Genomic DNA, 11924 nt, shown 5'->3' on the forward strand with positions numbered 1-11924 from the left:
CCATGAGGCGGGGGGCAGCGGTCGTCGTGCTCGGCCTGCTGCTGCCTGCCCTCGTGGCGTGCAGCGGGTCCGACAGCCCGAGCGGGGCACCGCCGCGCCCGCCGGTCCCGACCACGGCCAGCGCGACGCCGACCCAGGAGGGCAAGCCGGGCGGGGACGCCGGCGACCCCGGTGCCGACGCCAACGACCTCGCCAAGGCCGCCGAGGAGCTGGCCCGGCAAGGGGACCAGCCGACCGGCGACATCGCCCCGCGCGACGGCGAGGTGCTCGGCGGCGACGTGAGCTGGCCGCAGTGCCCCAAGGGCATGGGCATCCCGGAGAAGCAGGGCAAGGGCCTGCCGATGCCGCTGCCCGAGGCGGAGTTCGTCGTGCTCGGCCTGACCAACGGCCCCGGCTTCACCCGCAACCCCTGCCTCGCCGACCAGGTGCAGTGGGCCAAGGACAACGACGTGCTCGTGTCCGTCTACGCCGTCTCGAGCTTCCCCGACAAGGCCACGCTCGACGACTACGGCTCCGACGGCCCGTACGACGCCTCCAACCGCCTCGGCCGGCTGCGCAACGTCGGCTACCAGCAGGCCCGCTTCAACATCGGCACCATGGGCACGACCGGCCTGCTGAGCCCGATCGTGTGGATCGACGTCGAGCCGGTGCCGACCTTCGAGTGGAGCTCGGACCTGCGCGCCAACGCCGCCGTCATCGAGGGCGTCGCCCGCGGCTACACCGACGCCGGCTACCGCATCGGCGTCTACTCGACCCCGCTGCTCTACCGCCAGGTGGTCGGCGACCTCTCGCTCGGCGGCATCCCCGAGTGGCGGGCCGCGGGCCAGACCTCGCGTGCCGAGGCGCTCAACCGCTGCGGTCCCGACTGGTCGATCCAGGGCGGCCCCGCGGTCATGGGCCAGTGGGTCGAGGACCAGCGCGACAAGAACGTCACCTGCCCCGGCATCTCCGCCGACCTCGGCCAGTGGTTCCACCGGTTCACGTGAGAAGGTTTGGCAATGAGCTCGGAGAGTGGTGAGCTGCTCGACGGTCGCCGTCGACGCTGGCAGGAGCACAACCAGGTCCGCCGCCAGGTCATCATCGACGCCGCCATCGCCGTCCTGGAGCGCCAGGCGCCCGGCGAGGAGTACCAGGTGCAGGCCGTCGCCGACGAGGCCAAGATGAGCCGCACCGTCATCTACCGGCACTTCGCCGACCGCTCCGACCTCGACCGGGCCGTGCAGGCCCAGGTCTGCGAGGACGTCGGCAACCAGCTCCTGCCCGCGCTGTCGTACGACGGCACCCCGGACCAGATCGTCCGCGGCATCGTCGCCAGCTTCGTGCGCTGGGCCGAGGCGCACCCGTCGCTGTACTGGTTCGCCGAGCGCGACCTCGCCGGCTGGGGCCCCAGCCCGCTCGGCCTGGCGGTGCAGCAGGTCGCCGGGACCATCGAGGAGATCATGACGACCGTCGTCGCGGCGCTCGGGGTCGAGCTCTCGGACGACGACCGTGCGGCGCTCGACCCGTGGGTCTTCGGGATGATCGGCGCCGTCTTCTCCGCCGTGCGCCGCTGGCTCGAGCGCGAGCCGCGCCAGCCCGGCACGGAGGCCTGCATCGACATCCTCGCGGACTCGATCTGGATGCAGGTCAACGGCATGGCGACCGCGCGCGGCCTCAACCTGCCCGACCTGCCCATCTCCGACCTGCTGCAGATGCTCCAGCCTGCGGCGACCGACGACCAGTGAGGGACCACGTGGCCGACCCGGACGGGCTCGAGCGGCTCTGGACGCCGCACCGCATGTCGTACGTGCGCGGGGAGGGGGAGACCGAGCAGCCGGCCCACGCAGAGCCGCGCCCGGCCTGCCCCTTCTGCCGGATCAGCCGTGACCCGGCGACCTCGACCGACGACGACCTGGTGGTGGTGCGGGGCGAGACGACGTACGTCGTGCTCAACCTCTACCCCTACAACCCCGGCCACCTGATGGTGCTGCCCTACCGCCACGTCGCGGACTACACCGACCTCGACGACGCCGAGACCGACGAGCTCACGGCGATGACCAAGTCCGCGCTGCGCACGATCCGCGCCGTCTCGCAGCCACACGCCTTCAACGTCGGGCTGAACCTCGGGGGAGCGGCGGGCGGCTCGCTGTCCGGTCACCTGCACCAGCACGTCGTGCCCCGGTGGTCCGGCGACGCGAACTTCATGACCGTCATCGCGGGCACCAAGACCCTCCCGCAGCTGCTCGGGGACACCCGCGACCTGCTCGCGGCCCACTGGCAGTAGTAGGTTCTCGCCCCGTGTTGGATCGGTTCAAGGAGTTCTGGGCGGGCACGGTGCTGCACCCCGTCGTGCGGCTGTTCATCCGGCTGGGCATCAGCCCGGACGCGGTGACCCTCGTCGGGACCCTCGGCGTGGCCGCGGGTGCCCTCGTCTTCTTCCCGCAGGGCGAGCTGCTGATCGGCGTGCTGTTCATCACGGCGTTCGTCTTCAGCGACCTCATCGACGGGCGGATGGCCCGCGAGACCGGGCGGGTGTCGAAGTTCGGCGCCTTCTGGGACTCCACGCTGGACCGGATCGGCGACGGTGCCATCTTCGGCGGCCTGGCGCTCTACTTCGCCGGCACCGGCGAGGACCAGGGCGACAGCTACCTCTACCTGTGCGTCACCCTGTGGTGCCTGGTGATGGGATCCGTCACGTCGTACGCGCGTGCCCGGGCCGAGTCCCTCGGCATGGACGCCAAGGGCGGCATCGCCGAGCGCGCCGACCGGCTCGTGTCGATCCTCGTGATGACCGGCCTCTCGGCGATCTTCGACCTGCCGATCCTCATGTACGTCACCCTCTGGGCCCTCGCGGTCGCCAGCACCTACACGGTCGTCTTCCGGGTCCTGAAGGTCCGCCGGCAGGCGCTGGCCGCCGACGCGGGCACCGCCGGGTCCACGGGTCAGCCTGAGGCGTAGGTCGCGTCCTGCTCGCCGTAGGATCGACGGCATGAGCGAGCAGGTAGAGCCCACTTCTGGGCAGGGCACCACCCGGGTCAAGCGCGGCATGGCCGAGATGCTCAAGGGTGGCGTCATCATGGACGTGGTCACGCCCGAGCAGGCGAAGATCGCCGAGGACGCCGGGGCGGTGGCGGTGATGGCCCTGGAGCGGGTGCCTGCCGACATCCGTGCCCAGGGCGGGGTGTCGCGGATGAGCGACCCCGACATGATCGACGGGATCATCTCCGCGGTCTCGATCCCGGTGATGGCCAAGGCACGGATCGGGCACTTCGCCGAGGCGCAGGTGCTGCAGTCCCTGGGCGTCGACTACATCGACGAGTCGGAGGTGCTGACCCCGGCCGACTACGCCAACCACATCGACAAGTGGGCCTTCACGGTCCCGTTCGTGTGCGGTGCGACCAACCTCGGTGAGGCGCTGCGTCGGATCACCGAGGGCGCGGCGATGATCCGCTCCAAGGGCGAGGCCGGCACCGGTGACGTGTCCAACGCCGTGACCCACATGCGCACCATCCGTGCCGAGATCCGGAGGCTGACGGTGCTCTCCGACGACGAGCTGTACGTCGCGGCCAAGGAGCTGCAGGCGCCGTACGAGCTGGTCGCGGAGGTCGCGCGGACCGGCAAGCTGCCGGTCGTGCTGTTCACCGCCGGCGGCATCGCGACTCCCGCGGACGCCGCGATGATGATGCAGCTGGGAGCCGAGGGTGTCTTCGTCGGCTCGGGCATCTTCAAGTCCGGCAACCCCGCCCAGCGGGCGGAGGCGATCGTCAAGGCCACGACCTTCCACGACGACCCCGACGTCGTCGCCAAGGTCTCCCGCGGCCTGGGCGAGGCGATGGTCGGCATCAACGTCGACGAGCTCCCGCAGCACCACCGGCTGGAGACCCGCGGCTGGTGACCCCCAACACCTGACTACGCGGGCGGCCGCCCGCGTGATCCATCGGAACCATGGTCTTGACGAGTCGGGACCATGGTTCCGGTCTTTTTACGGGCCAATGTCCCGATTCGCCCACGCGCCCGTCACTGCGCGTGGTCCCCTTCCGTTCTGGCTTCCACCGGGCGCTCCCGCCCCCGGAAGTCAATCCCTCACAACCAACACAGCCAGACCTGGGGACAACACAGGGCATGGGGACTGGAGACATCATGAAGAAGACGACGAAGGGCGCACTCGCCGCCGGCTCGGCCGCGGTGCTGCTCATGGGTGGTGCGGGCACGCTCGCCTACTGGTCGGACTCGGTGACCACGGACGGGACGGAGATCGAGAGCGGCCACCTGAGCCTCGACCTCCAGGAGTGCGACGGCTGGACTATCGACGGCGGGGCTGCGTACGACGACCAGCTGCTGGTCCCGGGGGACAGCCTCTCCCAGAGCTGCACCTACGTGCTGGACATCGCGGGCGAGCACCTGAAGTCGGTGGACTTCGACGTGACCGTTCCGAGCGATGTCACCGGCGCCCAGGCGCTGATCGACGAGATCGACGTCACGCCCGTGGTCCGCCTGAACGGCAACCTCCAGGGCGACGGCACCGGCGTGGCGGTGAGCGACAACGACGTGGTCTCGGTGGACATCACCGTGACCTGGCCCTACGGCGTCGAGGACAACGACTCGAACGTCGTCGGCGGTCTGTCGGCTGCGCTCGACGCCCTCACCGTCAGCGTCACGCAGAACCACAGCTCCTGAGCCTCCGGCCTGACCCGACCCCGTTCGTCCCATGAAGCTCGTCCGGTTCGCCAGCCACGTCCTGCTGTGGCTGGTGATCCTGACCGCTGTGGCCTCGGTCGCGCTGGCCGTCGCGATACCCCGGATCGCCGGTGGCACGCCCTACACGGTGCTCACAGGATCCATGGAGCCCGACCTGCCGCCGGGAACGCTGGTCGTCGTCCGATCGGTCGACCCGGAGGAAGTCGCGCTCGGCGACGTGATCACCTTCCAGCTCGAGTCCGGTGAGCCGACCGTCGCCACCCACCGGGTGGTGGCGGTCGGGACCCGGCTCGACGGGGAGCAGGTGTTCACCACCCAGGGCGACGCCAACGGGACGCCGGACCGCAACCCGGTCCGGGCGGTGCAGGTCCAGGGGCGGCTCTGGTACTCCGTGCCGTACCTGGGACACCTCAACAGCGTGCTGACGGGCAAGCAGCGGCAGACCGCGCTCCTCCTGGTCGCGGCACTGCTGTCGGGCTACGCGGGCTTCATGTTCGTGACCGCGGTCCGCGACGGCGTACGGCGTCGGCGCGGTGCCGCAGCGGCGACCGGGCGGCAGCCCGTCGAGGTCGACCGCGCCGCGTCGCCGCCGGCGACGACCCCGAGGCCCGACCAGCCGCCGATCGGCCTGGTGGCCGGTGCCGCCCTCGCGACGCTCGCCGCCTTCGGGGTGGTCCGGCTCGTCCGGTCCACGCTCGCCCGCACAGCACACCACTGACACCCACTCGACCTCGCCGGAGGAGACCTACGTGATCCGCAGCATCGCCGCGACGGCGGTACTCGCGACCCTCGGGGTCGTCGGTGCCGCGGCACCGGCGTCCGCCGACGACGAGGTCGGGCTCAGCCGGGACGGGGCGGCCTGGACCCGGCAGCTCGACGCGCCCCTGTTCGACAGCGGCTTCATCTGGGTGCCCGGCGACGTCGAGGAGGCGTCCTTCCTGGTCCGCAACGACGGTCCGTCGGACGGCGAGCTGTCGGTCGACGTCCTCGCCGACGACCCGGACGGGCTGCTCGCCTCGGACGCCTTCCTCCTCGAGGCCCGGCTCGGCTCGGGGGAATGGGTGGAGGTCGTGGGCGGGACCACGACCCTCGCGCCGGCGGTGCTCGACGTCCCGGAGGGGGCACGCACCCGGGTCACGGTCCGGGGCACCTTCCTCCCGGACACCACAGAGCACCAGGATGAGCTCGCCTCCCTCCGCGTCCGGGTGACGCTCTCGGAGTCGGGTGACGTCGGCGGCGTCGACGACGGGGACGACGGGGACGACGGGGACGGCGACGGCTCCGTCGGGGGCCAGGACGGCCTGCCGGCCACCGGTTCCTCGCTCGACGCCACGTGGCTGTGGTTGGCGGCCGGCCTCGTCGGCTCCGGAATCGCGCTTGTGCACCCCGGACGTGGCCGACGGGAGGTGCCCCGTGAACAGGCGTGACCCCCACCGCAGGCGCACCGGGCTCTGGTTCGGCCACGGTCGCACCCGCGCCCTGCTCTCTGCCGGGCTCCTCGTCGGGACCGGTGCCGTCGCGACCTCCGCGTTCTGGGCCGACCGGGCCGAGGTGGCTGGGGCGACCATCAGTGCCGGGACGCTGCACGTGGACCTCGAGTCCAATTACCGGCAGCGCCCGGAGTCGATCGTCGGTTGGAGTGAGCTGGACCTCGCGGGCCTCACGCCGGGGACGACGAAGGCGGCGTTGATGACGGTCACCAACAACAGCCGCGGACAGCTCCCGGTCTCGTTCAGGCTGCAGGCCAGCGCGACGGGAGCGCTGGGATCCGCGCTCGAGGTCACGGTGCGTCGCGGGGGCACCCTGTCCGGAAGTGGCTGTTCCAGCGGCACCGTCCTCGGGGGCTCCCCCGACGCCGGGCTGAACGGCTTCGACGCGCCCGGAGGGACCGTCCTCGCGACCGGGCAGTCGACCGAGCTGTGCATCCAGGTGTCGCTGCCGGCAGGCGCGAGCGTCGCGCCGAGCTCGACCTCGATCGTCACCTTCACCGTCCCCGCGAAGCAGGAGATGTCATGACCGGCTGGAGGCGGGCCGCCCGCGAGACCGTGCTCTGGGGTGGGGGAGTGCTCGGTGTGCTGTGCCTCGCGTCGCTCGCCGCGGGGTGGCTGTTCAACATCACGCCACTGGTGTTCGCGTCCGGCTCGATGAGTCCGGCGTACGACGCCGGCGCGCTCGGGGTCGCTCGCACGGTCCCGGCTGCGGAGGTCGCGCTCGGGGACGTCGTCAGCGTCCGGGACGCCGACGGCAGGCGGGTCACCCACCGGGTCGTCGAGTTCGCCACCGTGCCTGACGGTCGAGCCGTGCTCCACCTGCAGGGCGACGCCAACGACGTGCCGGACCCGCAGGCCTACGTCGTGGAGACCGTGGACCGGGTCGTCGCCGGGGTCCCGCACGTGGGGTACGCCCTCAACGCCGCGGCCAGCCCGCTCGGCATTGCGACCGCCGTGCTGCTGGCTCTCGGCGCGCTGGCACTGGCCTTCGCCCCAACCCCTCCCGACGGGAGTCCCCGCCGGCGCCTCGTGGTGCCGGTCGGTGCTGCCGCAGCGGTCCTCGTCGGGGGGATGGTCGGCGCGTCCGGGCAGGCCCCCTGGGCCTCCACCGCTGCGTACTGGACAGACACGGCGACTGCGACGGTCCACGCCTCCACGCCCGCGCCGACGACCCACCAGCAGCCGGGCTGCACCTCGAAGACGTCGAACCCGGGAGCCCAGCGGGCCACCATCACGTGGACGGCGGTCGGTGCCCAGTACGAGTACTTCTGGGCGTTCTACCGCGAGGGCGTCGTGGCGCCGCTCCTGACCGGGACCGTCGGGGCCGGGCTCGCGCCGCCCGCCACGGTCACCATCCGCGACGAGCTGCAGATCCCGCCGGGCGGCGGCGGCAACGCCAACTACCACCTGACCGTCCAGACTCGCCTCGTCGACGGCCACGTCGACGTCGGTTCGCCGACCACGACATTCCTCGTCGCTGCGCCACTGCCCGGCGGGCCCAACTGGGCGGTCTTCTGCAGGCCCTGACGGCGACCCCGAGACGGGCCGCTAGCCTCTCGGCGTGCCATCCATCGGAGTCTTCGCCCTGCAGGGCGACGTCCGTGAACACCTGCAGGCCCTGACCGCCCTCGGGGCGGAGGCGTTCGCGGTCCGCCGCCCGGCGGAGCTGGAGCGCTGCGACGGGCTGGTGCTCCCGGGCGGGGAGTCGACGACGATGGCCAAGCTGGCGCGGACCTTCGAGCTGCTCGACCCGCTGCGCGAGCGGGTCGCGGGCGGGATGCCGGCGTTCGGCACCTGCGCGGGCATGATCCTGCTCGCCGACCGGATCGAGGGCGGCGCCGAGGGCCAGGAGACGATCGGCGGGCTCGACGTGACCGTGCGCCGCAACGCGTTCGGGCGGCAGGTCGACTCCTTCGAGGCCGACCTCGACTTCGCCGGGCTGGCGGAGCCGGTGCACGCGGTGTTCATCCGCGCGCCGTGGGTGGAGCAGGCCGGGCCGGACGTGGAGGTGCTCGCCGAGGCGCACGGCCACCCGGTCGCCGTACGGCAGGGACACCTGCTCGCGACCTCCTTCCACCCGGAGGTCGACGGGGACGGCCGGGTGCACCGGGTCTTCCTCGACATGGTGCAGGGATAGACTCGACCGGCTGTTCCGGCAGCACGACGACGACGGCAGATAGAAGAGGGACTGATGTCTGGCCACTCCAAGTGGGCAACCACCAAGCACAAGAAGGCCGTGATCGACGCGAAGCGCGGCAAGCTCTTCGCGAAGCTCATCAAGAACATCGAGATCGCGGCGAAGCTGGGTGGTCCCGACCCTGCTGGCAACCCGACGCTCTTCGACGCCATCCAGAAGGCCAAGAAGCAGTCCGTCCCGAACAAGAACATCGACTCCGCGGTCAAGCGCGGCGGTGGCCTCGAGGGTGGCGGCGTCGACTACGAGACGATCATGTACGAGGTCTACGGCCCCCAGGGCGTCGCCCTGCTGGTGGAGTGCCTCACCGACAACCGCAACCGCGCCGCGATGGAGGTCCGCACTGCGGTCACCCGCAACGGCGGCACCATGGCCGACCCGGGCTCGGTGTCCCGGCTCTTCAACCGCAAGGGCGTCGTCGTGGTGCCCAAGGCGCAGGAGGAGAAGACGGTCACCGAGGACGACGTCCTCGAGGCGACGCTCGACGCCGGTGCCGAGGAGGTCAAGGACCTCGGCGAGAGCTTCGAGGTGCAGTCCGAGGCGTCCGACGTGGTCGCCGTGCGCACCGCGCTGCAGGAGGCCGGCATCGACTACGACTCCGCCGAGGTGCAGTTCGTGGCCTCGCTGGACATCCCGGTCGCCGACCCGGAGGCGGCCGGCAAGGTGTTCCGCCTCGTCGACGCCGTCGACGACCTCGACGACGTGCAGAACGTCTTCGTCAACGCCGACATCCCCGACGAGGTCCTCGACCAGATCGACGCCTGAGCGGGTACGCCGCCGGGCGTGTCCCGCGCCGGTCGTCGTCGCCCATCGTCTACGGTGGGTTCCGAACACATGTTCGGACGGAAGGTGACGACGTGCGCGTGCTCGGGATCGACCCGGGGCTGACCCGCTGCGGCCTGGGTGTGGTCGAGGGCTCGATCGGCCGACCCCTCGGCCTCGTCGACGTCGGCGTCGTGCGCACACCGTCGGACTGGTCGGTGCCGGAGCGCCTGGTCTACATCGAGAAGGGCATCGAGGCGCGCCTCGACGAGCACGCCCCCGACGCCGTCGCGATCGAGCGGATCTTCGCGCGCTCCGACGTCAGCACGATCATGGGCACCGCGCAGGCGGCCGGCATCGCGATGGTGTGCGCAGCCCGGCGCGGGCTGCCGGTCGCGCTGCACACCCCCAGCGAGGTGAAGGCGGCCGTGTCCGGCAACGGGCGCGCCGACAAGGCGCAGGTCGGGGCGATGATCGCCCGCATCCTGCGCCTCGACGCCGTGCCGAAGCCGGCCGACTCCGCCGACGCGCTCGCGCTGGCCATCACCCACATCTGGCGCGGCGGCACGCAGGCGCGCATCGACGCGGCGCTCGCCGCGGCCCGCGCGCCCCGCTCGCGCATCCCCACCCGCACCCCTGGAGGAGCCCGATGATCGCCTTCGTCCGCGGCCAGGTCGCCGCCGTGTCGCTCTCCAGCGCCGTCGTCGAGGTCGGTGGCGTCGGCCTCGAGCTGATGTGCACCCCGGGCACGCTGGCCCAGCTCCGCACCGGCCACGAGGCGACCCTGCCGACCAGCATGGTGGTGCGCGAGGACTCGCTGACCCTCTACGGCTTCGCCGACGAGGAGGAGAAGACCGTCTTCGAGCTGGTCCAGACCGCCTCCGGCGTCGGGCCGAAGCTCGCCCAGGCCATCCTCGCCGTGCTCAGCCCCGACGGCGTGCGCACCGCGATCGCCTCCGACGACGTCAAGACGCTCACCAAGGTGCCCGGCATCGGGCAGAAGGGCGCCCAGCGGATCATCCTCGAGCTCAAGGACCGCATCGGCGCCCCGGCCGGATCGGTCGCTGCCAGCACCGCCGCCCCGGCTGCTGCGTGGCGCGACCAGGTCCACCAGGGCCTCGTCGGCCTCGGCTACAACGCCAAGGACGCCGAGAAGGCCGTGGACGCCGTGGCCGACCAGGCCGACGGCAACGCGCCCGACGTCGGCGCGCTGCTCCGTGCCGCCCTCCGCACCCTCTCCAAGGCCTGAGCGCCGTGCCCTTCCACGAGGACGAGCTCGCCGCCGCCGAGGAGGTCCACCTCCGCTCGCTGACCGCTGCCGAGGCGGAGGGCGACGAGCGGGCGGTCGAGGCCGCGCTGCGCCCGCGCAGCCTCGACGAGGTGGTGGGGCAGTCACGGGTCCGCGACCAGCTCGGCCTGGTCCTCGAGGCCGCCCGGCAGCGGGGGAGGGCCCCCGACCACGTGCTGCTCTCCGGCCCGCCGGGCCTCGGCAAGACCACGCTCGCGATGATCATCTCCCACGAGATGAACGCCCCGCTGCGGCTCACCAGCGGGCCGGCGATCACCCACGCCGGCGACCTCGCCGCGATCCTGTCCGGGCTCAACGAGGGCGAGGTCCTCTTCGTCGACGAGATCCACCGGATGTCGCGCCCGGCCGAGGAGATGCTCTACCTCGCGATGGAGGACTTCCGCGTCGACGTCGTCATCGGCAAGGGCCCGGGGGCGACCGCGATCCCCCTGGAGATCCCGCCCTTCACCCTCGTCGGGGCCACCACCCGGGCCGGCCTGCTGCCCGGCCCGCTGCGCGACCGCTTCGGGTTCACTGCCCACCTCGAGTTCTACGAGCCCGACGAGCTCGACCTCATCGTGCGCCGCTCCGCCGGGCTGCTCGGCGTCGAGCTGACGCCCGAGGGTTCTGCCGAGATCGCCGGCCGCTCCCGCGGCACCCCTCGCATCGCCAACCGGCTGCTGCGCCGGGTCCGCGACTACGCCCAGGTCCGCGCCGACGGCATCGTCACCCGCGAGGTCGCCCAGTCGGCACTCGACCTGTACGAGGTCGACGAGCTCGGCCTCGACCGGCTCGACCGCGCCGTGCTCGACGTGCTCTGCCGCCGCTTCGGCGGCGGACCGGTCGGCGTCTCCACGCTCGCCGTGGCCGTCGGCGAGGAGCGGGAGACCGTCGAGGAGGTCGCGGAGCCCTTCCTCGTGCGCAACGGCTTCCTCGCCCGCACCCCGCGAGGGCGGATCGCCACGCCCGCGGCGTGGGCCCACCTGGGGATGCCCGCGCCGTCGTACCCCGACGAGGCGAGTCCCACCCTGTTCGAGGACTGACCCGGACTCTTCCACGCCGATCCCGCGGTGGCTGGGTTCCGTGGCTACACTTGCCCGTCGGTCCGCCCGCACCCTGCTGCGAGCGGCGCTCATCCCTGCCCCGCTGGAGAGGTTTGTCTGTGGAAGACGCTCTGTCCCTGCTGCCGATCGTCGCGATCGCAGTCATCTTCTGGCTGCTGATCATCAGGCCGGCCTCCCGCCAGCGCAAGCAGGCCGCCGAGCTCCAGGCGGCGCTGGGCGTCGGCGACGACATCATGCTGACGTCCGGCATCTTCGGCACGATCGTCGGCGCCGCTGACGACCACCTCCAGGTCGAGCTCGCGCCCGGCGTCGTGATCCGCGTGGTGCGCGGAGCGGTCGCCTCGGTGAGCCGCGACGCCGCCGCGACGCCGGCCGACGAGGCCACCGACGCGGTCGAGCCCGCCGCCGAGCGCCCCGAGACCACCACCGACCCAGACGAGGAGCGCTGA

16 protein-coding genes are annotated in these 11924 nt (G+C 72.1%); all 16 read left to right on the forward strand.

The genetic code is table 11. From position 1 onward, the window contains the following. The first annotated feature begins 2 nt into the window (after positions 1–2). The 16 genes from NOCJ54_RS0112155 (at position 3) to yajC (ending at position 11924) form a co-directional block, all read left to right on the forward strand. Complete coding sequence (locus NOCJ54_RS0112155; RefSeq protein ID WP_036517713.1) at positions 3–986, forward strand: hypothetical protein; 984 nt, start codon at positions 3–5, stop codon at positions 984–986. A 12-nt stretch (positions 987–998) separates the two neighbouring features. Beyond that, the gene (locus NOCJ54_RS25480; RefSeq protein WP_051485787.1) at positions 999–1724 is read left to right on the forward strand and encodes a TetR/AcrR family transcriptional regulator; all 726 of its coding nucleotides are present in this window, start codon (positions 999–1001) and stop codon (positions 1722–1724) included. Positions 1725–1777: 53 nt separating this feature from the next. Continuing rightward, entirely contained in the window at positions 1778–2263 is a 486-nt protein-coding gene (locus NOCJ54_RS0112165; protein WP_084255127.1) for an HIT family protein, read from the forward strand. Between the two features lie 14 nt (positions 2264–2277). After that, positions 2278–2937, forward strand: coding sequence for a phosphatidylinositol phosphate synthase (pgsA, locus tag NOCJ54_RS0112170; RefSeq protein WP_028655712.1), 660 nt, complete (start codon positions 2278–2280; stop codon positions 2935–2937). Between the two features lie 31 nt (positions 2938–2968). Further along, positions 2969–3874: a pyridoxal 5'-phosphate synthase lyase subunit PdxS gene (gene pdxS, locus NOCJ54_RS0112175; RefSeq protein ID WP_028655713.1), complete on the forward strand. Its 906-nt coding sequence runs from the start codon at positions 2969–2971 to the stop codon at positions 3872–3874. A gap of 227 nt (positions 3875–4101) precedes the next feature. Then, on the forward strand, positions 4102–4656 hold the full coding sequence (locus tag NOCJ54_RS28280) for an alternate-type signal peptide domain-containing protein (RefSeq protein ID WP_198020200.1): 555 nt from the start codon (positions 4102–4104) through the stop codon (positions 4654–4656). A 31-nt stretch (positions 4657–4687) separates the two neighbouring features. Further along, positions 4688–5395, forward strand: a complete 708-nt coding sequence (locus tag NOCJ54_RS25490; protein WP_084255114.1) for a signal peptidase I — start codon at positions 4688–4690, stop codon at positions 5393–5395. 31 nt (positions 5396–5426) lie between these two features. Further along, complete coding sequence (locus NOCJ54_RS28285; protein WP_051485789.1) at positions 5427–6104, forward strand: hypothetical protein; 678 nt, start codon at positions 5427–5429, stop codon at positions 6102–6104. Next, positions 6091–6693 (forward strand): hypothetical protein, encoded by a 603-nt coding sequence (locus tag NOCJ54_RS0112195; protein ID WP_028655714.1) that lies wholly within the window; start codon positions 6091–6093, stop codon positions 6691–6693. The genes NOCJ54_RS28285 and NOCJ54_RS0112195 overlap by 14 nt, the downstream gene beginning before the upstream one ends. Next, positions 6690–7694, forward strand: a complete 1005-nt coding sequence (locus tag NOCJ54_RS28290) for a signal peptidase I (protein ID WP_051485790.1) — start codon at positions 6690–6692, stop codon at positions 7692–7694. Before NOCJ54_RS0112195 ends, NOCJ54_RS28290 begins: the two co-directional genes overlap by 4 nt. 34 nt (positions 7695–7728) lie before the next feature. After that, complete coding sequence (gene pdxT / locus NOCJ54_RS0112205) at positions 7729–8304, forward strand: pyridoxal 5'-phosphate synthase glutaminase subunit PdxT (protein WP_028655715.1); 576 nt, start codon at positions 7729–7731, stop codon at positions 8302–8304. 54 nt (positions 8305–8358) lie between these two features. Further along, positions 8359–9126, forward strand: coding sequence for a YebC/PmpR family DNA-binding transcriptional regulator (locus tag NOCJ54_RS0112210; protein ID WP_028655716.1), 768 nt, complete (start codon positions 8359–8361; stop codon positions 9124–9126). Between the two features lie 92 nt (positions 9127–9218). Beyond that, positions 9219–9776, forward strand: a complete 558-nt coding sequence (gene ruvC / locus NOCJ54_RS0112215) for a crossover junction endodeoxyribonuclease RuvC (RefSeq protein ID WP_028655717.1) — start codon at positions 9219–9221, stop codon at positions 9774–9776. After that, positions 9773–10372 (forward strand): Holliday junction branch migration protein RuvA, encoded by a 600-nt coding sequence (ruvA, locus tag NOCJ54_RS0112220; RefSeq protein ID WP_028655718.1) that lies wholly within the window; start codon positions 9773–9775, stop codon positions 10370–10372. The genes ruvC and ruvA overlap by 4 nt, the downstream gene beginning before the upstream one ends. Before the next feature lie 5 nt (positions 10373–10377). Further along, positions 10378–11454, forward strand: coding sequence for a Holliday junction branch migration DNA helicase RuvB (ruvB, locus tag NOCJ54_RS0112225; RefSeq protein ID WP_028655719.1), 1077 nt, complete (start codon positions 10378–10380; stop codon positions 11452–11454). A gap of 119 nt (positions 11455–11573) precedes the next feature. Continuing rightward, positions 11574–11924: a preprotein translocase subunit YajC gene (gene yajC / locus NOCJ54_RS29460; RefSeq protein WP_051485791.1), complete on the forward strand. Its 351-nt coding sequence runs from the start codon at positions 11574–11576 to the stop codon at positions 11922–11924.

Origin of the sequence: Nocardioides sp. J54 (genome assembly GCF_000519005.1) — a bacterium.
In the GTDB taxonomy this organism is placed as follows: Bacteria; Actinomycetota; Actinomycetes; order Propionibacteriales; family Nocardioidaceae; genus Nocardioides.

What these genes read in the sequence shown, in the direction of transcription:
- NOCJ54_RS0112210 (WP_028655716.1), top strand. Translation starts at nt 8,359, where the DNA reads ATGTCTGGCCACTCCAAGTGGGCAACCACCAAGCACAAGAAGGCCGTG.
- NOCJ54_RS28280 (WP_198020200.1), top strand. Translation starts at nt 4,102, where the DNA reads ATGGGGACTGGAGACATCATGAAGAAGACGACGAAGGGCGCACTCGCC.
- ruvA (WP_028655718.1), top strand. Translation starts at nt 9,773, where the DNA reads ATGATCGCCTTCGTCCGCGGCCAGGTCGCCGCCGTGTCGCTCTCCAGC.
- NOCJ54_RS0112165 (WP_084255127.1), top strand. Translation starts at nt 1,778, where the DNA reads ATGTCGTACGTGCGCGGGGAGGGGGAGACCGAGCAGCCGGCCCACGCA.
- NOCJ54_RS28290 (WP_051485790.1), top strand. Translation starts at nt 6,690, where the DNA reads ATGACCGGCTGGAGGCGGGCCGCCCGCGAGACCGTGCTCTGGGGTGGG.
- pdxS (WP_028655713.1), top strand. Translation starts at nt 2,969, where the DNA reads ATGAGCGAGCAGGTAGAGCCCACTTCTGGGCAGGGCACCACCCGGGTC.
- NOCJ54_RS25490 (WP_084255114.1), top strand. Translation starts at nt 4,688, where the DNA reads ATGAAGCTCGTCCGGTTCGCCAGCCACGTCCTGCTGTGGCTGGTGATC.
- NOCJ54_RS25480 (WP_051485787.1), top strand. Translation starts at nt 999, where the DNA reads ATGAGCTCGGAGAGTGGTGAGCTGCTCGACGGTCGCCGTCGACGCTGG.
- NOCJ54_RS0112155 (WP_036517713.1), top strand. Translation starts at nt 3, where the DNA reads ATGAGGCGGGGGGCAGCGGTCGTCGTGCTCGGCCTGCTGCTGCCTGCC.